Annotated in this window: 14 protein-coding genes; 6 read left to right on the top strand and 8 right to left on the bottom strand. The window is 69.3% G+C overall.

What is annotated here, in order from left to right; all coding sequences use genetic code 11:
• Positions 1 to 77: 77 nt before the first annotated feature.
• Entirely contained in the window at positions 78 to 1,292 is a 1,215-nt protein-coding gene (locus tag ACZ4YL_RS12745) for an ROK family transcriptional regulator (RefSeq protein WP_030008678.1), read from the bottom strand.
• A gap of 633 nt (positions 1,293 to 1,925) precedes the next feature.
• On the opposite strand from ACZ4YL_RS12745, the gene mgtA reads away from it, so the two are divergent.
• Both mgtA and ACZ4YL_RS12735 read left to right on the top strand, forming a co-directional pair.
• On the top strand, positions 1,926 to 4,673 hold the full coding sequence (gene mgtA, locus ACZ4YL_RS12740; protein WP_468116085.1) for a magnesium-translocating P-type ATPase: 2,748 nt from the start codon (positions 1,926 to 1,928) through the stop codon (positions 4,671 to 4,673).
• A 167-nt stretch (positions 4,674 to 4,840) separates the two neighbouring features.
• On the top strand, positions 4,841 to 5,716 hold the full coding sequence (locus ACZ4YL_RS12735) for a hypothetical protein (RefSeq protein ID WP_468116083.1): 876 nt from the start codon (positions 4,841 to 4,843) through the stop codon (positions 5,714 to 5,716).
• A 31-nt stretch (positions 5,717 to 5,747) separates the two neighbouring features.
• Here the strand turns inward: ACZ4YL_RS12735 and ACZ4YL_RS12730 are convergent, their stop codons facing one another.
• From ACZ4YL_RS12730 to ACZ4YL_RS12710, 5 genes are all read right to left on the bottom strand, one after another.
• Positions 5,748 to 6,683, bottom strand: coding sequence for a carbohydrate ABC transporter permease (locus ACZ4YL_RS12730; RefSeq protein ID WP_468116081.1), 936 nt, complete (start codon positions 6,681 to 6,683; stop codon positions 5,748 to 5,750).
• Positions 6,684 to 6,696: 13 nt separating this feature from the next.
• Positions 6,697 to 7,641: a carbohydrate ABC transporter permease gene (locus ACZ4YL_RS12725; RefSeq protein ID WP_468116079.1), complete on the bottom strand. Its 945-nt coding sequence runs from the start codon at positions 7,639 to 7,641 to the stop codon at positions 6,697 to 6,699.
• A 19-nt stretch (positions 7,642 to 7,660) separates the two neighbouring features.
• Complete coding sequence (gene ngcE, locus ACZ4YL_RS12720; protein WP_468116077.1) at positions 7,661 to 9,088, bottom strand: N-acetylglucosamine/diacetylchitobiose ABC transporter substrate-binding protein; 1,428 nt, start codon at positions 9,086 to 9,088, stop codon at positions 7,661 to 7,663.
• Between the two features lie 300 nt (positions 9,089 to 9,388).
• Positions 9,389 to 12,118 (bottom strand): aconitate hydratase AcnA, encoded by a 2,730-nt coding sequence (gene acnA / locus ACZ4YL_RS12715; RefSeq protein WP_468116075.1) that lies wholly within the window; start codon positions 12,116 to 12,118, stop codon positions 9,389 to 9,391.
• Between the two features lie 140 nt (positions 12,119 to 12,258).
• Positions 12,259 to 13,332, bottom strand: a complete 1,074-nt coding sequence (locus ACZ4YL_RS12710; RefSeq protein ID WP_468116073.1) for a LacI family DNA-binding transcriptional regulator — start codon at positions 13,330 to 13,332, stop codon at positions 12,259 to 12,261.
• A 92-nt stretch (positions 13,333 to 13,424) separates the two neighbouring features.
• Between ACZ4YL_RS12710 and ACZ4YL_RS12705 the strand changes: the two genes are divergently transcribed.
• A complete protein-coding gene (locus ACZ4YL_RS12705; RefSeq protein ID WP_468116071.1) occupies positions 13,425 to 15,356 on the top strand; it encodes an amidohydrolase in 1,932 nt (643 codons plus the stop codon).
• An 85-nt stretch (positions 15,357 to 15,441) separates the two neighbouring features.
• On the opposite strand, the gene ACZ4YL_RS12700 is transcribed toward ACZ4YL_RS12705, so the two are convergent.
• Positions 15,442 to 16,326, bottom strand: a complete 885-nt coding sequence (locus ACZ4YL_RS12700; protein ID WP_468116069.1) for a haloalkane dehalogenase — start codon at positions 16,324 to 16,326, stop codon at positions 15,442 to 15,444.
• A gap of 97 nt (positions 16,327 to 16,423) precedes the next feature.
• Between ACZ4YL_RS12700 and ACZ4YL_RS12695 the strand changes: the two genes are divergently transcribed.
• From ACZ4YL_RS12695 to ACZ4YL_RS12685, 3 genes are all read left to right on the top strand, one after another.
• Positions 16,424 to 16,909 carry a MarR family winged helix-turn-helix transcriptional regulator gene (locus ACZ4YL_RS12695; protein ID WP_468116067.1) on the top strand — a complete coding sequence of 162 codons (486 nt, stop codon included), beginning with the start codon at positions 16,424 to 16,426 and terminating at the stop codon, positions 16,907 to 16,909.
• A gap of 70 nt (positions 16,910 to 16,979) precedes the next feature.
• Positions 16,980 to 18,509 carry a helix-turn-helix domain-containing protein gene (locus ACZ4YL_RS12690; RefSeq protein ID WP_468116065.1) on the top strand — a complete coding sequence of 510 codons (1,530 nt, stop codon included), beginning with the start codon at positions 16,980 to 16,982 and terminating at the stop codon, positions 18,507 to 18,509.
• 301 nt (positions 18,510 to 18,810) lie between these two features.
• Positions 18,811 to 19,131: a DUF6087 family protein gene (locus ACZ4YL_RS12685; protein ID WP_468116063.1), complete on the top strand. Its 321-nt coding sequence runs from the start codon at positions 18,811 to 18,813 to the stop codon at positions 19,129 to 19,131.
• A 54-nt stretch (positions 19,132 to 19,185) separates the two neighbouring features.
• Here ACZ4YL_RS12685 and hisS read toward each other — a convergent pair whose 3' ends face one another.
• The gene (hisS, locus tag ACZ4YL_RS12680) at positions 19,186 to 20,511 is read right to left on the bottom strand and encodes a histidine--tRNA ligase (protein ID WP_468116061.1); all 1,326 of its coding nucleotides are present in this window, start codon (positions 20,509 to 20,511) and stop codon (positions 19,186 to 19,188) included.
• Positions 20,512 to 20,527: the final 16 nt, after the last annotated feature.

Raw genomic sequence — 20,527 nt, 5'->3', positions numbered from 1 at the left:
GGTGGATGTGAGTCAACCCCGGCCGCGTTTTGCCGTCAAGGAGTGAATTCTTAACGAGATGACAACGGTGCCATTCGTTATCTACCTGAAGACAAGACCGCTGGAGCGCGCACTCCACTTCCATGATCTGACAAAAGCGTCGAATCGCCCATCTCGCTGAGGACGAGCGCCAGTGCGCCCAGCACCTCGGCCCGCCCGCCCAGGTTCCCCGTCAGCACCGACAACTGCCGCGCCGCACTGGGGATCGCGTACCTTCCCACCGATTCACGGATGGGAGCGAGGACGAGTTCACCCGCCTCCGCCAGCGAGCCGCCCAGCACCACCCGGCTGGGGTTCAGGAGGTTGCACAGACTGGCCACGCCGCTGCCGATGTGCCGGCCCACGTCCGTGATCACCCGGCGGCAGCCCGGGTCCCCCTCACGGGCCAGTTCGACCACCCGCTCCATGGTCAACTCCGGTCCGTGCGTGCCCTGGAGCAGCGGCAGTACGTACCGGGCGGCCGCGAAGGTCTCCAGGCAGCCGCGGTTGCCGCAGCGGCAGACCGGGCCCGATTCGTCCAGGGTGATGTGCCCGATCTCGCCCGCCGTGCCGCCGGGTCCGCGGTAGATCTGGCCGTTGATCACAAGGCCCGCGCCGACGCCGCTGGCCACCTTGATGTAGGCCAGGTCCTTTACTCCGCGCCCGCTCCCCCAAACGAGTTCGCCGAGGGCGCCGAGGTTCGCGTCGTTGTCCACGTACACGGGCACCCCGAGGCGCTGCGAGAGCTCCTGGCGGGGGTTGATGCCCGCCCAGCCCGGCAGGATCGCGGTCGAGCCCAGGGTCCCGGACTCCACGTCGATCGGACCGGGCACGCCGAGCCCGACGCCGATCACCTTCTCCAGCCCCACGCCGATGTCCGCGATCAGCCGTCCGACCAGGGCTTCCGCCCGGTCGAAGCCGTCCGCCCAGGACGCGTCGACGTCCAGCGGCTCGGACTCCTCGGCCAGCACCTGGTGGGCCAGGTTCCCCACCGCCACCCGCAGGTGGGTGTGGCCGAAGTCGACACCGATGACGATCCCCGCGTCGCCGCTGAGCGAGACGCTGCGCGCCCGGCGGCCGCCGGCCGAGGTGTCGGTGACCTCGACGGTCCCGCCGTCCTTCAGCTCCCGGACGATGTTGGAGACCGTGGCCGCCGACAGTCCGGTGGCGCGGGCGATCTCCGCCTGGGTCAGCGATCCCGCGAGCCGCACCGCCCGCACGACCCGTTCGAGATTCGCGCGATGCAGCGACGACTGCGATCCGGGAGTCTGCACGACTCATCCACTCCTGCCCATTAGCGACGGCCAGCCGTCGCCCCCCGGCCGGGACACGTCACGGCTTCACGCTCCGAGACCCCGGCATCTCTCCAACTTGTGAACCTTAAGTCGAGCCTTTACGCATCCACACGTCAAGAGGCTGACACGGCATGAAACGGCTGGTACTGGACTAAAGGGGAGAGAAGCGGCCGTTGGATCGTGCTACGGTCGCCGAGACGCCGGTCCTCAGCGGCCCTTTCGGCCGGACCTGGCGTCCTGCAATGACCGCGCTACGCAAGGAGGTGTTCGGGATGAGTCCCGATCGAAGTCCTCGCAGCGCGCTCGTCGCTCTCGTCGGCTGACCTTGTGACCGGCTGACCTCTCTCCGGGGACGCACGGCAGCGGTGGACCGCTGTTCCCGTGCGCGCTGGCGTTCCGTTCGCATCGCGTCGCGTTCCTTCGCGCGCCTTCGCGTTCACTCCTTCCACATTCCCTTCCTTCCGCATGCCCTGCCAACTCCGCCGGGCGTGCGTCACCCATGCCCACCGGCGTGCCGAGGGCCCATCGGGGCCGCTCTGCGCCGAACCATGTTCACTCCACGTGACCGCTCGGCTTCGCGCTGCCCGGACACCGTGGAGGGAGGTATTCGTCATGACCATGCTCACCCCCCGTACCCCGACCACGCTCGCACCGCCGGGCCGCTCCCGCCGCGAGCGCAAGGCCGCCGAGCTCCAGGCCCGTACCCGGCTCGTCGGCGAGCGTCTCGCCGGGATCAGCGCCCGCCCGGGCGTCCAGGTCCTGCAGGAGGTGGACACCTCCCCGGCCGGCCTCACCCACGCCGAGGCCTCGCTGCGCCTGGAGCGGCACGGCTCCAACACCGTCGCCCACGAGCGCGCCCCCCACTGGCACCTCCAGCTGGCGAGGGCCTTCTGGAACCCCTTCATCGCCGTACTGGTCTTCCTCGCGGCGGTCATGTACTGGCAGGACCCCGGCGACCCGGGTGTCGTCATCCTCTCCGTGATGGTGGGGATCAGCGGACTGCTGCGCTTCTGGCAGGAGTTCCGCTCGGGCCGCGCCGCCGAAGCGCTGAAGCAGCTCGTCACCACCACGTGCGCGGTGCAGCGCCGGGCCGGCAGCGGCTCCGCGCCCACCACGTTCGAGGTGCCCATGGACCAGGTGGTCCCGGGCGACGTGGTCGCGCTGGCGGCCGGCGACCTGATCCCAGCCGACCTGCGGATCGTCACCGCCAAGGACCTCAATGTCAGCCAGGCCGCGCTGTCCGGCGAGTCCCTGCCGGTGGCCAAGGCCGACACCCGCACCCGGGACCTCGGCCAGCAGGAGACCACCGACCCGGTGGAGGCCGACAACCTGGCCCTGATGGGCACCTCGGTCACCTCCGGCACCGCCACCGGGGTGGTCGTCGCCACCGGCGCCGACACCTATTTCGGTTCGATGGCCGGCTCGCTCGTCGGCGAGCGCCCGCAGACCAACTTCGACACCGGCGTGCGCAAGGTCAGCTTCCTGCTGATCCGCTTCATGCTGGTGATGGTCCCCGTCGTCTTCATGATCAACGGTTTCACCAAGGGCGACTGGGACGAGGCCTTCCTCTTCGGCGTCGCCGTCGCCGTCGGGCTGACCCCCGAGATGCTGCCGATGGTCGTCTCCGCCAACCTGGCGCGCGGCGCGGTCGCCATGTCCAAGCGGAAGGTGGTCGTCAAGCGGCTGGGCGCGATCCAGAACCTGGGCGCGATGGACGTGCTCTGCACGGACAAGACCGGCACCCTCACCGAGGACCGGATCGTCCTGGACCGCTACCTGGACGTGCACGGCGAGGAGGACGGTGAGGTGCTGGAGTACGGCTACCTCAACTCGCGCTTCCAGACCGGTCTGAAGAACCTGATGGACCAGGCGGTCATCGACCGCGTGGACGAGGCCGAGGAGGTTGTCGTCGACGCACGGTTCTCGATGGTCGACGAGATCCCCTTCGACTTCGCCCGGCGCCGGATGTCCGTGGTCCTCGGCCGCAACTGTCTGGTCGGCGACTTCGGACAGCGCGAGCACATCATGATCACCAAGGGTGCCGTCGAAGAGGTCCTGGACCTCTGCACGCACATGAGGGACCGCGGCCAGGGGGTCCCCCCGGCCGAAGGCTGGGGGACGGTCGAGCTGACCGAGCAGCTGCGGCGGCACGTCACCCGGATCGCCGAGGACAACAACCGGCAGGGCCTGCGCGTCCTGGCCGTCGCCACCCGCACGATCGACAGCCCGCGCGAGACCTACACGGTCGCCGACGAGGACGGGCTGACGCTGATCGGCTTCCTCGCCTTCCTCGACCCGCCGAAGGCCGACGCCGCCCGGGCCCTGACGGGCCTCGCCGACAAGGGCATCGCGGTCAAGGTCGTAACCGGCGACAACGGCCTCGTCGCCGCCCGGGTCTGCGCCGACGTCGGCATCGACGTCGGGCAGGTGGTGCTCGGCCCCGAGACCGACGCCCTCGACGACGCGGAGCTGCGCGCGCTGGCCGCCCGTACGACGGTCTTCGCCAAGGTCAACCCGGTCCAGAAGGCCCGGATCGTCCGGGCCCTGCAGGCCGGCGGGCACACCGTCGGGTTCCTCGGCGACGGCATCAACGACGCGGCCGCGCTGCGCGACGCCGACGTGGGCATCTCGGTGGACACCGCCGTGGACATCGCCAAGGAGTCGGCCGACGTCATCCTGCTGGAGAAGGACCTGACCGTCCTGGAGCAGGGCGTCGTCCAGGGCCGGACCACCTTCGGCAACACGATCAAGTACATCAAGATGACCGCGTCGTCGAACTTCGGCAACGTCTTCTCGGTCCTGGTGGCGAGCGCCTTCATCCCCTTCCAGCCGATGCTCGCGATCATGCTGCTGGTCCAGAACCTGGTCTACGACATCGCGCAGCTGGCGACCCCGTGGGACCGGATGGACGAGGAGTACCTCCGCAAGCCCCGCAACTGGGACGCCAAGGGCATCGGCCGCTTCATGGTCACCATCGGGCCGGTCAGCTCCGTCTTCGACATCTCGATGTTCCTGATCATGTGGCACGTCTTCGCGGCGGACAGCGAGGCGAGCCAGTCCCTCTTCCAGTCCGGCTGGTTCGTCGAGGGCCTGCTCTCGCAGACCCTGATCGTCCACATGATCCGCACCCGGAAGATCCCCTTCATCCAGTCCCGCGCCTCCTGGCCGGTGATGGTGATGACCGTCCTCGCGGTGCTGACCGGGCTCTGGCTGCCCTTCTCGCCGCTGGCTCCCTCGCTGGGATTCGTGGCCCTGCCGGCGAGCTACTTCCCGTGGCTGATCGGCGTACTGCTCGCGTACTGCACGCTCACCCAGCTCGTGAAGACCTGGTACATCCGCCGGTTCAACACCTGGCTGTAGGAGAAGGGAGGGGCCGGTGCTGCTCACCGGACCGAACGTGCGGGGCCTGAACGCGGCCGCCGCACGAAGAATGAATTGAACACGTTCAGCCCGGCTGGCACTATGGATCCAGGACGCCGCCGGCCGGGCGGACGCGCGGGTTCGCCGTGCCACGAGGGGGATTGATCGTGCATCAGAAACGGTCGTACGGGCGCGTGCTGGTGGTCTCCACACTGGTGGGATGCCTGGAGGTCGCGCTCACCGTCGTGGTGGTCCTGCTCTACTTGCAGACGCAGCCGCCGCCGGACAAACCCGCCGACTACACCGCGATCGGGGGAAGCCTGATCTCCCTCACGCTCCTCGTCGGCTTCATCTCGCTCCTGCTGTCACGGATCTTCGTACTGCCGGCGGTCGCGCTGACCGACCTCCTCGGCCGCCGGTTCGGCGGGCGAGCAGCGTGGTGGCCGGCGCCGCTGGTGGTGGCGGCCCTGCTGGCGCCGCCCCTCATGTGCTTCGTGGCGTACAACGACGTGGAGCCGCGGTCCGTGCTCGTCTTCTGGGCCTCGGCCACGGCCTCGCTCTCGCTGGGGGCGCTGATCGCCCTGCCCCGGGGCGAGGGACTGCTGCGGCGGGTGGCGTTGTGGGGCACGGCGGTGGTGGCGGGGACGGGCCTGTTCGGCGCACTCGGGCTCGCCGCCGGCCTGCTGCCCGCGTACGAGCCGCCGGCGATCGGTCCGCAGACCATGCCGGGCAGCTGGATCGACCACACGGGCGGAACCCTGGTCTTCACCTCGGACGGCCGGGTCACCGCCTCCGACGTCGGCGGGCGCCTCGCCGTCGACTACCCCAGCGACCCGTCGCCGAGCTGCTCGGGCTCCGGGACCTGGTCGTACGAGCCCGGCCGGGACGCCTGGACGCAGCAGGTCCGCATAGACGTCCCGGGGTGCGGCTGGCCCGCTTGGGGCGTCGGCGGCACCGCCCGGGAGCCCCGGATCCACCAGAACATCGGCGACCCGGGTTCCGGAGAGCTCTACAAGCTGCGGAAGGCCTCCGCCGGCCCCTGACGCCCCACGCGGGACGCCGGACGCCGGAGCGCTACTTCAGCGTCGCCGAGGTGAGACCCGCCTGGATCTGGCGCTGGAAGGAGAGGTAGACCGCCAGCATGGGGATGATGGCGATGGTGGCACCGGCGAACAGCACCGGCAGGTCCGTCTCGTAGCCCATCTGGTACTGGAGCTGGATGAGCCCCTGCGTGAGCATGTAGCGCTCGGGCTCGCCGCTCGTCTGCGGCTGCATCAGCACGGCGGGCAGGATGTACTGGTTCCACTGGCCCAGGACGTTGAAGATCCCGACGCTGATCAGGCCGGGCTTGGCCATGGGCAGCATCACCTGGAAGAAGATCCGGGTGTCGGAGGCCCCGTCGATGACCGCCGCCTCGTGTATCGCCGTGGGCAGTGTCCGGAAGAAGGAGTGCATGAAGAAGACGGTGAACGGCATCGAGTAGGCGACGTACACCAGGATCAGGCCCTGGTAGGTGTTCAGCATGTCGAAGCGCTTGACCATGAAGAACAGCGGTACGAGCGCCAGGAACACCGGGAACATCGCCCCGCTGACGAAGAAGTAGTAGATGACCCGGTTGCCCGTGAAGGGGTAGCGGGCCAGCACGTACGCGGCCATCGAGCCGAACAGCATGGTCAGCGGGACCGAGAACACCAGCACGATGAGGGTGTTGGCGAAGTAGCCGCCGATGCCCTTCTCCCAGGCCCGGCCGAAGGCGTCGAAGTGCCAGTTGCCGGGCCAGCTCAGGGCCGAGCCGCCGATCTGCGCGTCCGTCTTGAAGGAGCCGAGCGCGAGCCAGATCAGGGGCAGCACGATCATTATCGCCCAGAGGACGAGGAAGCCGTGCGAGAAGACGTTGAGGACCACGCCCTCGGAGCGTCGTTTGTCCCGCTCCCCCGTCCGGCCCGTGTTGCCCGGCCGCTCCGCGGCGGCTTCACCCGGGACCTTGATCACTGTGGACTGTGCAGCCATGTGGGAACTCCGCTCAGAACTCGATGCGCTCGCGGCGGGTGGCGCGCAGCGTGACGATGGAGAGGATCATGGTCAGGGCGAGCATGACCACGCCCATGGCACAGGCGTAGCCGCTCTTGCCGAAGTAGAGGAAGTTGCGCATCAGCACCGTCGACATGACCTCGCTGTGGTGGTCGGGTCCGCCGCCGAACTGGCCGGAGGTCATGGTCGACACCAGCACGAACATGTCCATCGCGGCGATGCCCAGATAGACCGCGGAGGTCTGCACGGAGTCCCACAGCAGGGGCAGCGTGACCTTGAAGAAGGTCTGGGCGCGCCCGGCGCCGTCGAGCAGCGCGGCCTCGTAGATGTCCTTGGGTACGGACTGCATGGCCGCCGAGAACAGCACGAGGTAGAAGCCGACTCCGTGCCAGACGACCACGAACAGCAGGGCCCACAGGACGAAGTCGGGCTCGTTGAGCCATTCGACCGGGTGCTGCGCGTCGATCAGGCCGATCCTGGTGAGGAAGCCGTTGAGCAGGCCGCCCTCGTCGCTTCGGTAGATCGCGCCGAAGAGCACGGAGAGGATGGCGAGGGAGAGGACCTGCGGGAAGAAGTAGACGACCTTGTAGACGCGCGATCCGCCGACGCCCCGCACGCCGCCGGCCCCGCTGCGCCCTCCCGCGTTCACCATGAAGGCGAAGAAGAGGGCGAGCAGGATGGTGACGACCGGGACGAACACCAGGAGCAGCAGGTTGTGCCAGAGGGCGCCGCGGAAGACCTCGTCCTTCAGCAACGTCGCGTAGTTGTCCGTGCCGACGAAATCGAACGTCGGGGACTGGCCGCTCCAGTTGGTGAAGGAGTAGCCGAACGTCTGTACGTAGGGCCAGATGACGAAGGTCAGGTACAGCGCGAGGGGCGCGATGAGGAAGCCGGCGATGAAACCGGCCCGCCCCCTGCCCTGGGCTACATGGCTCATGGTGTCCGTCCCCGCGGTGTCAGACGCGCTTGTTGTTCTTGGCGTTCGGATCCTTGGCGGCCTTGTCCACCGCGGCCTGGGCCCGCTTGATCCACTCCTTCGGCTGGATCCGCTGGGCCATCAGTTCATTGGACGCGTTCTGGATCTCGCTGTCCATCTCGCTGTACCAGTCGGGGTAGCGGTAGCTGAAGGTGTTGCCGCCCGCCGCCTTGAGCGCGTCCACCGCCGACTGGGTGCCCGGCCGCAGCTTGACGCTCGGGTCCACGCCGTCCTTGACGACGGTGAGCGAGTTGGCCTGCTGGGCGAAGATCGTCGACCATTCGCGGGACAGCATCGAGCGGAGGAACTCCAAGCCCGCGGCCTTGTTGGCAGCCTTCTCCGGGACGATGAAGGGCTCGTCGACACCGGCCCGGATGGCCTCGAAGGGCAGCTTGCTGTCGGCGAGCAGCGGCATCGGCAGGAACTTCATGTCGAAGTCCTCCGGTGTCTGCTTCAGCTGCTCGTTCTCCAGCCAGGAGCCGGAGGGGATGAAGGCGGCCTTGTACTGGTTCCAGGCGGTCTGGGACTCCGTGTGGGTGAGGCCGTTGGTGCCCGGCATCAGCAGGCCCTTCTCGACCACCTCGTAGACCGCCTCGACGGCGGCGAGGGCGGCCGGGTTGCCCTCGAAGGCGTTCGGCTCCAGGTTGTCGATCGCCTTCATGGCCTCCAGACCGCCCTTCTTGGCGATCAGGTCCATGATGACGACATTGATGTAGTACGGGAACTTTCCCTGGTGGGCGAGGCCGCCGATGCCGGCTTCCTTGGCCTGGGTGCAGACGGCCAGGAACTCGTCCCAGGTCTTCGGCGGCGTCCAGCCCTTCTCCTTGAAGAGCTTGCCGGAGTACCAGAAGCCGAACACGGCGTAGACATACTTCAGAACGACGAACTTGCCGCCCTGCAGGCCCTGTTCGTAGGCCCCTTCGACCAGGGTGTCGCGCACCTTCTTGGTCGGGTCGTCCAGCGAGGGCGCATCGAGCACGGCGGTGAGATCGGCGAGCTGGTCGCCCTTGGCGAGCACGTCCAGCTTGATCTGCTGGGCGCCGGAGTCGTCGACGACGTCCGGCGGATTGCCGCCGTTGAAGCGCGGCTGGAGCTTGGCGGTGATCTCCTGGGTGCCCAGGTGGGAGCTGGTGGTGCCCCACTTCTTGTCGAAGGCGGCCTCCCAGGCCTTCGCGTAGTCGTCGCCGAACCCGCCCTTGAAGACGACGACGTCCAGCTTGCCGCCCTTCCCGACACCGAAGGGGTTCTCCTTGGTCACCGGCGCCTTGGCCGGGCCCTTCGTGGAGTTCTCCTCACCGCCGGAGGCGCAGGCGGACAGGAAGCTCATCGTCGGCACCGTGATCAGTCCGAGTGCTGCTGAGCGCTTGATCAGGTCGCGGCGTCCGAGGCCCTCACCAGTGGATCCCATGCTCATGTCCTCGCCTTCGTCAGAAGTGTGAAGGAGGCCGGAGATTCACGGTGGTCGCCGTGCATGCGGACATCACCACAGGTCCCCGCCCGTCCCCCGGCCCGGAGCCACTCGTCTAGCGGTGATCCGGACGGGCACAGGTATAGTCCACTCCCGCTCGTGTGAGCAAGATCATGCACATTTATGGCCACCAGTTTTTCCGAGTTGAGACCTGTCCGTCACATGGACACGCCGCCGGACAAGCGGAAGGGCCGTACCCCCTTGACGGGGATACGGCCCTTTGGTGCCGGTGAGCCGTGCTTAGCCGCGGATGAGGTTCCGGAGCACGAACTGCATGATTCCGCCGTTGCGGTAGTAGTCCGCCTCGCCCGGCGTGTCGATGCGGACGACCGCGTCGAACTCCACACCGGTGTCGGTGGTCACCTTGACCGTGCGCGGGGTGGTGCCGTTGTTCAGCTCCTCCACACCGGTGAAGGAGAAGGTCTCCTCGCCGGTCAGACCCAGGGAGGCCGCGGTGGCACCCTCCGGGAACTGCAGCGGCAGGACGCCCATGCCGATCAGGTTGGAGCGGTGGATGCGCTCGTAGGACTCGGCGATGACGGCCTTGACGCCGAGCAGCGCGGTGCCCTTGGCGGCCCAGTCACGGGACGAGCCGGAGCCGTACTCCTTGCCCGCCAGGATGACCAGCGGGATGCCGGCGGCCTGGTAGTTCTGCGAGGCGTCGTAGATGAAGGAGACCGGCGCACCCTCGACGGTGAAGTCGCGGGTGAAGCCTCCCTCGGTGCCCGGCGCGATCTGGTTGCGCAGGCGGATGTTGGCGAAGGTGCCGCGGATCATGACCTCGTGGTTGCCGCGGCGGGAACCGTACGAGTTGAAGTCGCGGCGCTCGACGCCGTGCTCCGTGAGGTACTTGCCGGCCGGGGTGTCGGCCTTGATCGCACCGGCCGGGGAGATGTGGTCGGTGGTGACCGAGTCGCCCAGCTTCGCCAGCACGCGGGCGCCGGCGATGTCGGAGACCGGGGTGGTCTCCATCGTCATGCCCTCGAAGTAGGGGGGCTTGCGGACGTAGGTGGACTGCGGGTCCCACTCGAACGTGTTGCCGGTCGGGATCGACAGCGCCTGCCACTGGGCGTCGCCCGCGAAGACGTCCTGGTAGGACTTGCTGAACATGTCCTCGCCGATGGCGTTCGCCACGACGTCGTTGACCTCGGCCTCGGAGGGCCAGATGTCCTTGAGGAAGACCGGGTTGCCCTCGGTGTCGACGCCGATGGCCTCGGTGGTGATGTCCACCTTCATGGAGCCCGCGATGGCGTACGCGACGACCAGCGGCGGGGAGGCCAGGTAGTTCATCTTGACGTCGGGGTTGATCCGGCCCTCGAAGTTGCGGTTGCCGGAGAGCACCGAGGTGACCGCGAGGTCGTGCTCGTTGATCGCCTTCGAGATCTCCTCGTCCAGCGGACCGGAGTTGCCGATGCAGGTGGTGCAGCCGTACCCGACGAGGTTGAAGCCCATCTTGTCGAGGTACGGGGTCAGGCCGGCCTTGTCGAAGTAGTCGGTGACGACCTTCGAGCCCGGGGCCAGGGTGGTCTTGACCCACGGCTTGCGGGACAGGCCCTTCTCGACCGCCTTCTTGGCCACGAGCGCCGCGGCGACCATGACGTAGGGGTTCGAGGTGTTGGTGCAGGAGGTGATCGCGGCGACGGTGACGGCGCCGTGGTCGATCTCGAAGGAGGAGCCGTCTGCCAGGGTGACCAGGGTCGGGCGGGTCGGCACACCGTTGACGGTGGCCGGGGAGTCGGAGGCCGGGAAGGACTCCTTGCCGGCCTCGTCGTCGTCCTCGACGTAGTTGCGCACGTCGAGCGCGAACTGCTGCGAGGCGTTGGCGAGGACGATGCGGTCCTGCGGGCGCTTCGGGCCGGCGATGGAGGGGACGACCGTGGAGAGGTCGAGCTCCAGCTTCTCGGAGAAGTCCGGCTCGGCGGCCGGGTCCAGCCACAGGCCCTGGGCCTTGGCGTACGCCTCGACGAGCGCGACCTGCTGGGCGTCGCGGCCGGTCAGGCGCAGGTACTTCAGGGTCTCGTCGTCGATCGGGAAGATCGCGGCGGTGGAGCCGAACTCCGGCGACATGTTGCCGATGGTGGCGCGGTTCGCGAGGGAGGTGGCGGCGACGCCCTCACCGTAGAACTCGACGAACTTGCCGACGACACCGTGCTTGCGCAGCATCTCGGTGATGGTGAGCACCAGGTCGGTGGCGGTGGTGCCGGTGGGCAGCTCGCCGGTCAGCTTGAAGCCCACGACCCGCGGGATCAGCATGGAGACCGGCTGGCCGAGCATCGCGGCCTCGGCCTCGATGCCGCCGACGCCCCAGCCCAGCACGCCCAGGCCGTTGACCATGGTGGTGTGCGAGTCGGTGCCGACGAGGGTGTCGGGGTACGCCTGGCCACCCCGGACCATGACGGTACGGGCCAGGTGCTCGATGTTGACCTGGTGGACGATGCCGGTGCCCGGCGGGACGACCTTGAAGTCGTCGAAGGCGGTCTGGCCCCAGCGCAGGAACTGGTAGCGCTCCTTGTTGCGGCCGTACTCCAGCTCGACGTTCTGCGCGAAGGCGTCCTTCGTGCCGAACTTGTCGGCGATGACCGAGTGGTCGATGACCATCTCGGCGGGCGAGAGCGGGTTGATCTTCGCCGGGTCGCCGCCGAGGGCCTTGACGGCCTCACGCATGGTGGCGAGGTCCACCACGCAGGGGACGCCGGTGAAGTCCTGCATGATCACGCGGGCCGGCGTGAACTGGATCTCCTCGCTGGGCTGGGCCTGCGAGTCCCAGTTACCGAGCGACCGGATGTGGTCGGCGGTGATGTTCGCGCCGTCCTCGGTGCGAAGCAGGTTCTCCAGCAGGACCTTCAGGCTGTAGGGAAGGCGGGCGGAGCCCTCGACCTTGTCCAGCTTGAAGATCTCGTACGACTCGTCGCCCACCTGCAGCGTGCTGCGGGCGTCGAAGCTGTTCGCCGACACGACAGTCTCCTTCATGCATGAATTCGCGCGTATTACCGCAATCCTGCCGCCACGCCCCTTGGCCAATCCGCTAAGGTAGGGCTAAGTTAGGTAACCCTTACCAGCGGGGGCGGCTGCGGTACGCCTTCGGCAGATATCTCGATGTCGAGATAACTCTAGTACATGTCCGGGGGGAGGGACGAGGCACGCACCCGCAGCCCCGCCGGGACCGTCAGCTGACCAGGCGATTCCGCATGCCCGGATTCGATCAGGTTGACCAGGACAGATACCGCCGAAGCGGCGATCCGCTCCGGATTCAGGGTGACGGTGGTCACGGCGGGTTCGGTCTCGGCGTACGCCGGATCCTCGCTGGCGCAGACCAGCAGCAGCCCGTCGTGCCCCGGCCCGCCGGGTGCGCCGGGCATGCCAGGGACCGCGGGTACTCCCCGCACGCCGGGTGTACGCAGACCGTGGCGCGCGGCGGCGGCCAGCGCCTGCCGGCCCCCCGGGTCGTACACGCAGTAGACGGCGTCGGGGCGGTCCGGCCCGGTGAAGGCGGAGTCGAAGGCGTGCCCCGCTGCGTCGTCCGGGTCGAAGGGGACCAGGAGCGGAGCCAGGCCGCGCTCCGCGCACCACTGTTCGTAGGCCGAGGTGACGGCCCCGGTGTAGAACTCCCGGCCGTAGCCCGAGTGCAGTGCGATCCGCCGGGCCCCGGACGCCGCGAGGTGGTCGAGCACCTCCCGCGTGGTGGCGGTGTGGTCGTTGTCCACCCACACGTCCCCCGGCCAGGGGTCGGGCGGCCGCCCGTCGAAGACCACCGGCAGCCCCCGCGCCCGCAGGGCCCGCAGCACCGGGTCGCCGGCCGGGCTGTCGAGCAGCAGCATCCCGTCCACGGCGAGCGTGTGCCACAGCGGCTCGGCGCCCCGGTCGGCGGGCAGGGTGGTCAGGGCGTACCCGTGCGCGTGCGCGGCCGAGGTCGCGGCGGTGAGCCAGCGGGAGAAGTAGGCGATCCGCACGAAGTCCCAGGCGTCCCCCGCGTACGTGGTCACCGCGACACCGAGGCTGCGGGTGCGCGGGCCGCGGCGGGCTCCGTAGCCGAGCGCGCCCGCCACCTCGCGGACCCGTCGCCGGGTGGACTCGCCGAGGCGGCCGGTGCCGTTGAGCGCGTGCGAGACGGTCGCGGTGGAGACCTCGGCGGCGCGCGCGATGTCGGCGAGGGTCGGTCCCGGCGCGGGTGGGTGCTCTGGCACGCGGCCATCGTACGGATTTCGTCGCCGGAGGCGGCTTCTGGTTAAGCGGTTAATCAAACAGTGTCCTGGCCACACCAACGTTTGGAGTGGGCATGACGTCTTCTTCGCACCTTTCCCGTCGGGGACTCCTCGCCGCCGCGGGGATCACCGGGGTCGCCGGGGCCGCGGGCCTGCTGGGCGCCGCTCCGGCCTCGGCCTCCCCGGCGCCCCCGGCCTCCTCCTCCTCCTCCGGCGGCGGCGGGCGCGGTTCGGCGGCCCTGGTGGTCCGCAACGCCGCGGTGTTCACCGGGGCCGGCGGCCGGGCTCCCGTCGAGGCCGTCGCGGTCGGCCGGGACGGCACGATCCTGGCCACCGGGACGAACGCGGCGCTGCGCCGGTACGCGGGCCGGGACACCGAGGTCGTCGACGCCCGGGGCAACACGGTCATGAGCGGCATCCACGACGGCCATGTCCACCCGCTCGGTGCGGGCGAGCGCTCGCTCTCCCCCTCGCTGGAGGGCGCGGAGACCACCCTGGCCGAGCTCCAGGAGATCCTGACCGGCTTCCTCGCCGAGACGGGCGGCGCGGGCGCGGAGCCCGACCGCTGGCTGGTGGTCGAGGACTGGAACCCGGTCGGGCTGCTCCCCGTGGGCACCAACCCCCACCACACGATGCTGGACGCGCTCCCGACCCGGCGGCCGATCGCCCTCGTCGGCGGCGACGGGCACAACCTGTGGGCCAACCAGCGGGCCCTGGACATCGCCGGGATCACGGCGGCCACGCCCGACCCGGTCGGCGGCAAGGTGGTCAAGGGCGCGGACGGGCGGCCGACGGGCGTCCTCAAGGACGACGCCCAGGGCCTGGTACGGCGGCACGTGCCGGAGCCCACCCGGGCCGACCTGGTCGCGGCCTGCGCCAAGGTGCTGGAGCTGGCGGCCGCCTCCGGGGTCACGACGATGATGGACGCGCTGGTGGGACGGCACGAACTGGAGCTGTACCAGGCACTGTCGGCGGCGGGGAAGCTGCCGCAGCGGATCGTCCCGGCGATCCGGCTGGAGGCGGAGCAGACCAAGGACCCGGCGGGGTCGCTGGCGTACGCGCGGGGCCTGCGACGGGAGTTCGAGGGCGTACGGGGGCTGCGGTTCGGGATGGTCAAGGTGTTCCTGGACGGGGTCATCGAGTACCCGGCGCAGACCGCCGCACTGCTGAAGCCCTACCTCGACGGGCAGGGCCGGCCGACCGGCAACCGGGGCGAGCTGTACACCTCGGCGGCGGACTACGGCCGGCTCAGCGCCGCCTTCAACCGGGCGGGCTGGCAGATGCACGCCCACGGACTCGGCGACCGTGCGGTACGCACCGCACTGGACGGGTACGCGTACGCCAAGCGGGTGACGGGCCTGCGGGACGCGCGCAACGCCGTGGCGCACCTGCAGCTCGTTGACCCGGCTGACCTGCGGCGTTTCGCGCAGCTGGGGGTCACGGCGTGCATGCAGCTCCAGTGGGCGGCGAAGGACACCTGGACGATGGAGGCGCTCCTTCCCTACATCGGACCCGAGCGGCACCGGTGGATGTACCCGGCACGGAGCCTGGAGAAGGCGGGGGCGCGGCTGTCGGGCGGCTCCGACTGGCCGGTGGACGCCCTCCAGGTGTGGAACCAGCTGCGGACGGCGATCGACCGCCAGGGCGCTTTCGGGGCGGGCCCGCTGTACCGCGAACTGGAGGGGCTCGGCCGGGAGGCGGTCCTGCGGATGCACACGTCGGGAACGGCGTGGCAGCTGCGCCAGGAGGGGCTGACGGGCACGGTGGAGCCGGGCAGGGCGGCGGACCTGGTGGTGCTGGACCGGGACGTGACGCGCTGCCCGGTGGCCGACATCAGCGGGACGGGGGTACGGATGACCCTGGTCGGCGGCCGTGTGGTGCACGACGCGGATTCGGCGTCGGGCCGGGCGGCCTCAGCGCGGGTGGCGGGCGCCGCCTCGGGCCCGCGCCCGGCCTCGTACGCGGCGGTGCACGCCGGGGGGCGGCACCACGCCTGCAAGCACTGAGCGGGGCACCGCGGCCGGTCGCCGCGGCCGGGCGCCGCGGCCGGGCTGAGTTGCCGGGCCGGGTTGCCGGGCCGGGTTGCCGGGCTCAGCCCGCCGCGAGGCCGTGGCGGGCGGCCCAGGAGTTGACGGCGGCGGCGATCTCCTCGGGCCGGTCCTCGGGGCAGAGGTGGGCGGCCGGGCCGCAGTACTCGGTCTCCAGCGCCGAGACGTTCTCCTCGCACCAGGCGACCGTCTCGGGGCCGGCCATCAGGGCCGGTGAGCCGTCGAAGGTGAGCAGCAGCTTGGGCACGTCCGGGCTGTCGGACAGCCAGGCGTCGTACTTCTCGACGACGGCGTGCACATCGGCCGGATCGCCGTCGATCGGCAGCGAGCGGGCCCACCGCAGCATGGGCAGCCGGCTCTCGCGGGTCGGGTAGGGGGCGGCGTAGACGGCGTGGTCGGCCTCGCCCATGGGGTTCAGCACCGTCTGCCGGATGCTGTCCTCGATGAAGATGTTCCGGTCCAGGACCATCTCCTCCCCCACGCCCGGGGTGCGGATCGCCTCGAACCGGGCCCGCGCGGCGGGCGGGTACTGCGCCCAGCTCAGCGGCCGCACGATCGTCTCCATGAAGGCGATGCCGCGGACCCGCCCGGGGTGGCGGGCGGCCCGGTCGAAGGCGAGCGCCCCGCCCCAGTCCTGACCGACCAGCACCACCTCGTCGAGCCCGAGGGCGTCGAACCACGCGTCCAGGTAGCGGGCGTGGTCCTCGAAGCGGTACTCCCCGCCCGGCTTTCCGGAGCGGCCCATCCCGATGAGGTCCGGGGCCAGGACCCGGACCCCGCCCTCGATCCGGGGCAGGACGCCCCGCCAGAGGTGGGAGGAGGTCGGGTTGCCGTGCAGGAACACGAAGGGGACACCGCCGGACCGGGCGTCGGCGGCACCGTGGTCCTCGTAGTACATCGTCGAGTCGAGTACGCCGATCGTGGGCATGGGAGGCCCCTTCCGATAATCGTTGGCCTGACTAACGTTTATGACATGAACGAAATTATATCGTTAGCGCCACTAACGCAAGGGGTACCCTCGCCCCATGACCACGGAAGAGAACGGACCCCTCGTCCCCGCACGACTGCGCGAACTGCCCAGCCGGCTGCTGGGGCAGGCCTCCACCCACGCGCAGCGGCTGGTGGCCGAGGGCCTGAGCGGGGCAGATGCCCACAAATGGCACTATGCGGCCCTGGTCGCCCTGGAGGAGTCCGGCCCGGCGAGCCAGGCCACCCTCAGCGCCCGCACCGGCATCCACCGCAGCGACCTGGTCGCCGTCATCAACGAACTCGCCGCACGCGAACTAGTGGAGCGGACCCCCGACCCCGAGGACCGCAGGCGCAACGTCATCACCCTCACACCGCCCGGTCGGCGGCAACTGCGCACACTGGAACAGATCCTCGCCGCGGCCCAGGAAGAACTACTGGCCCCGCTGTCCATCCAGGAACGGGAGCAGCTCACCCGCCTGCTGGGCCGCATCGTCGACCATCACGCGTACGGGCACCCCGTCATGGGACCTGATGGCCGGTAACTTCCACTCAATTCACCCATTTGCCGCACCCGGCGCAGGGGTCATCTCATATCTGAGATAGCGTGCCCCCATGGCAGACGACTACCTCGTACGCATCGGCAAGCTCATCCGTGACGCCCGGCAGCACCGGGGCTGGACACAGAGTCAGCTCGCCGACGCCCTCGGCACCAGCCAGAGCGCAGTGAACCGCATCGAGCGGGGCAACCAGAACATCAGCCTTGAGATGATCGCCCGAATCGGCGAAGCGCTCGACAGCGAGATCGTCTCCCTGGGCTACTCCGGCCCGATGCACCTGCGCGTGGTGGGCGGCCGCCGTCTGTCCGGCGCCATCGACGTCAAGACGAGCAAGAACGCCTGCGTCGCCCTGCTCTGCGCCTCACTGCTCAACAAGGGCCGTACGGTGCTGAGGCGAGTGGCCCGCATCGAGGAGGTCTACCGCCTCCTGGAGGTCCTGAACTCCATCGGCGTGCGCACCCGCTGGATCAACGACGGCGTGGACCTGGAGCTGATCCCGCCGGCCCGCCTCGACATGGAGGCCATGGACGCGGACGCGGCCCGCCGGACCCGGAGCATCATCATGTTCCTGGGCCCGCTGCTGCACCGGATGGAAACGTTCCGCCTGCCCTACGCGGGCGGCTGCGACCTCGGCACCCGCACCATCGAGCCGCACATGATCGCCCTGCGCCGCTTCGGCCTGGACATCACCGCGACCGAGGGCATCTACCACGCGAAGGTCGTACCCGGGATCTCCCCGGACCGCCCGATCGTGCTGACCGAGCGCGGGGACACCGTCACCGAGAACGCGCTGCTGGCCGCCGCCCGGCACGACGGCGTGACCGTCATCCGCAACGCCTCCTCCAACTACATGGTCCAGGACCTGTGCTTCTTCCTGGAGGCCCTGGGCGTCCGGGTCGACGGCGTCGGCACCACCACGCTCACCGTCCACGGCGTCCCGAGCATCGACGTGGACGTGGACTACTCCCCCTCCGAGGACCCGGTCGAGGCGATGAGCCTGCTCGCCGCCGCGGTCGTCACGGAGTCGGAACTCACCATCCGCCGGGTGCCGATCGAGTTCATGGAGATCGAACTCGCGGTCCTGGAGGAGATGGGCCTGGACCACGACCGCTCGGCGGAGTACACCGCCGACAACGGCCGCACCCGCCTGGTCGACCTCACGGTCCGCCCCTCGAAGCTCGAAGCCCCGATCGACAAGATCCACCCCATGCCGTTCCCCGGGCTGAACATCGACAACGTCCCCTTCTTCGCGGCCATCGCCGCCGTGGCGCAGGGCCAGACCCTGATCCACGACTGGGTGTACGACAACCGGGCCATCTACCTGACGGACCTGAACCGCCTCGGCGGCCGCCTCCAGCTCCTCGACCCCCACCGCGTCCTGGTCGAGGGCCCCACGCGCTGGCGCGCGGCGGAAATGATGTGCCCGCCGGCCCTGCGCCCGGCGGTGGTCGTCCTCCTGGCGATGATGGCGGCCGAGGGCACCTCGGTGCTGCGCAACGTCTACGTGATCAACCGCGGCTACGAGGAACTGGCCGAGCGCCTCAACTCGGTGGGCGCCCAGATCGAGATCTTCAGAGACATCTAAAAAGCCGGATATGGCTGTCGAGGCATAACGAAGCCCCCGCCAACCCGGAGACCGGGACTGGCGGGGGCTTGTGCGTTCCCGTCTCGTCTGCCATGTGGTGGCCTCCGGTCTGTCAGGTTCGATCACGAAGAACGTATGCACGCTGCCCAGTTCACAGCGAGATCTCTCTGAGATGCCGCCACCGTCCAGCAGTCGCCGGGTACGCTCCGCCAGGTCCGCACAAGCCGACCGGATGCCTGGAGCAGGGCGGCGTGCTGTCCGGATTCGGTAGGGTGCTGCCCCTGCTCCAGGGAGGTAAGACGTGGAAGACGAACCCCTTGCCCAGTGGGCCGCACGGCGCCAAGGCCGCCTGCGCAAGCCCGGCGAGAAGAAGGCCATCACCCTCGGCACCGGCCCGCAGCGCGCCGCCCACCTCGACCCCGAGGCCCCGCGTCTGATCCTGGAGTGGGACGGCTTTGCCTGGCAGGCGTTGACGACGGTGGAGGACTACGCGGCGGCCTGCCGCGCCCTCAGCCCCACCCCCGAAGCCGCGCGGGCCGACCGGCCCGAGGCGACCGGCCCCACCACCGGACGCAACCCCTTGGCTCCGGGCACCGGACGCCACCGCAAGCCCCGGCCCTGAACCCTGTCGGCCGACCCCCCAAGCTTGCGCTGACGTCTTTCAACCGGCACGCCTCTAACGCGGAGCCGGAACCCAGCTCGTGGGGTCGGACGCCGTCTGCTCGCCCGTCGCCAGATTCTTCACCTCGTGCGCCGCCCCCTCCTCGAAAGGCGGGAACCAGACGAACGGGATGCCCTTCCGCGATGCGTAGCGGACCTGCTTGGCCACCTTGTCGGCCTGGTGGTAGAGCTCGACGTTCATCCCCCGCCCGCGGAGGCGCGCGGCCGTGCTCTCGGCTTGGCTCAGGCGATCGGCCCGCGGGACGACCACGAGAACGTCGCTGGGGCACTTCGCACGCGTCTCCAGGAGCCCCTCCGCCAGGAGCTTGGCGAAGATGCGCGTCAGTCCGATCGACATTCCCACGCCCGGAAGGCTGCGCCGGATGAAGGATCCGGTCAGGTTCTCGTAGCGCCCGCCGGAGCAGATGCTGCCGTAGCCCGGCCAGTCGACGAACTTCCCTTCGTAGACCGTTCCCGTGTAGTAGTCGAGCCCGCGAGCGATCGAGAGGTCGGCGACGACTCTGCCGGACGGAAGGTTGCCGAGGGAATCCAGCACGTAGCCGAGCTCGCCGAGGCCTTCGGTGAGCAGATCGGACGTCACCCCCAGGCCCTTGATGTCGTCCACGACGGCCGAGCTGGTGCCGCGCATCCGAGCGAGCGCGAGGCAGGAATCGACGGTCCGTGCGGACAGGCCGACTTCGCCGGAGAGAATCCTCGCGACGCCCTCGGGACCGACCTTGTCCAGCTTGTCGACAGCACGGATCACGGCCGACGGATCGCTGATGCCGAGCCCCTCGTAGAAGCCCTGAAGGACCTTCCGGTTGTTGATGTTGATCGTCCAGGCGGGCAGATTCAGACTGGTCATGATCTCGTGGATCACGCGCGGCAGCTCGGCATCGAAGTACAGCGGCAGGTGGTCGACATTGATCACGTCGATGTCACATTGAGTGAATTCACGGAATCGCCCGTCCTGAGCCCGCTCACCGCGCCATACTCGCTGCATCTGATAGCGCTTGAACGGGAACACGAGCTCGTTGAAGTGCTGGGCCGTGTAGCGCGCGAACGGCACGGTCAGATCGAAGTGAAGGCCGATCCGGGAGTCACTGGCGTCATCAGCATCTTCCTGCAGCCTTCGTAGCGCATACACCTCGTTGGAAGTTTCGCCCTTGGCGGTGAGTACGGAAAGGGGCTCCACCGAGGGCGTCTCGATCGAGCAGAATCCGTACCTCTCGAAACCCGACCGAATGAGGTCGAGCCACTTCTGCTCGACCATGCGGATTTCAGGCAGCCATTCGGGAAATCCGCTGACAGGAACAGGGCGGACCAGTGGGGACTCGGTCATCGGCGGCACTCTCTCT

The organism is Streptomyces sp. NPDC030021, from assembly GCF_055574035.1.
Note: the sequence above shows the minus strand (reverse complement) of the source record. Positions and strands in the feature narration are given on the sequence as shown.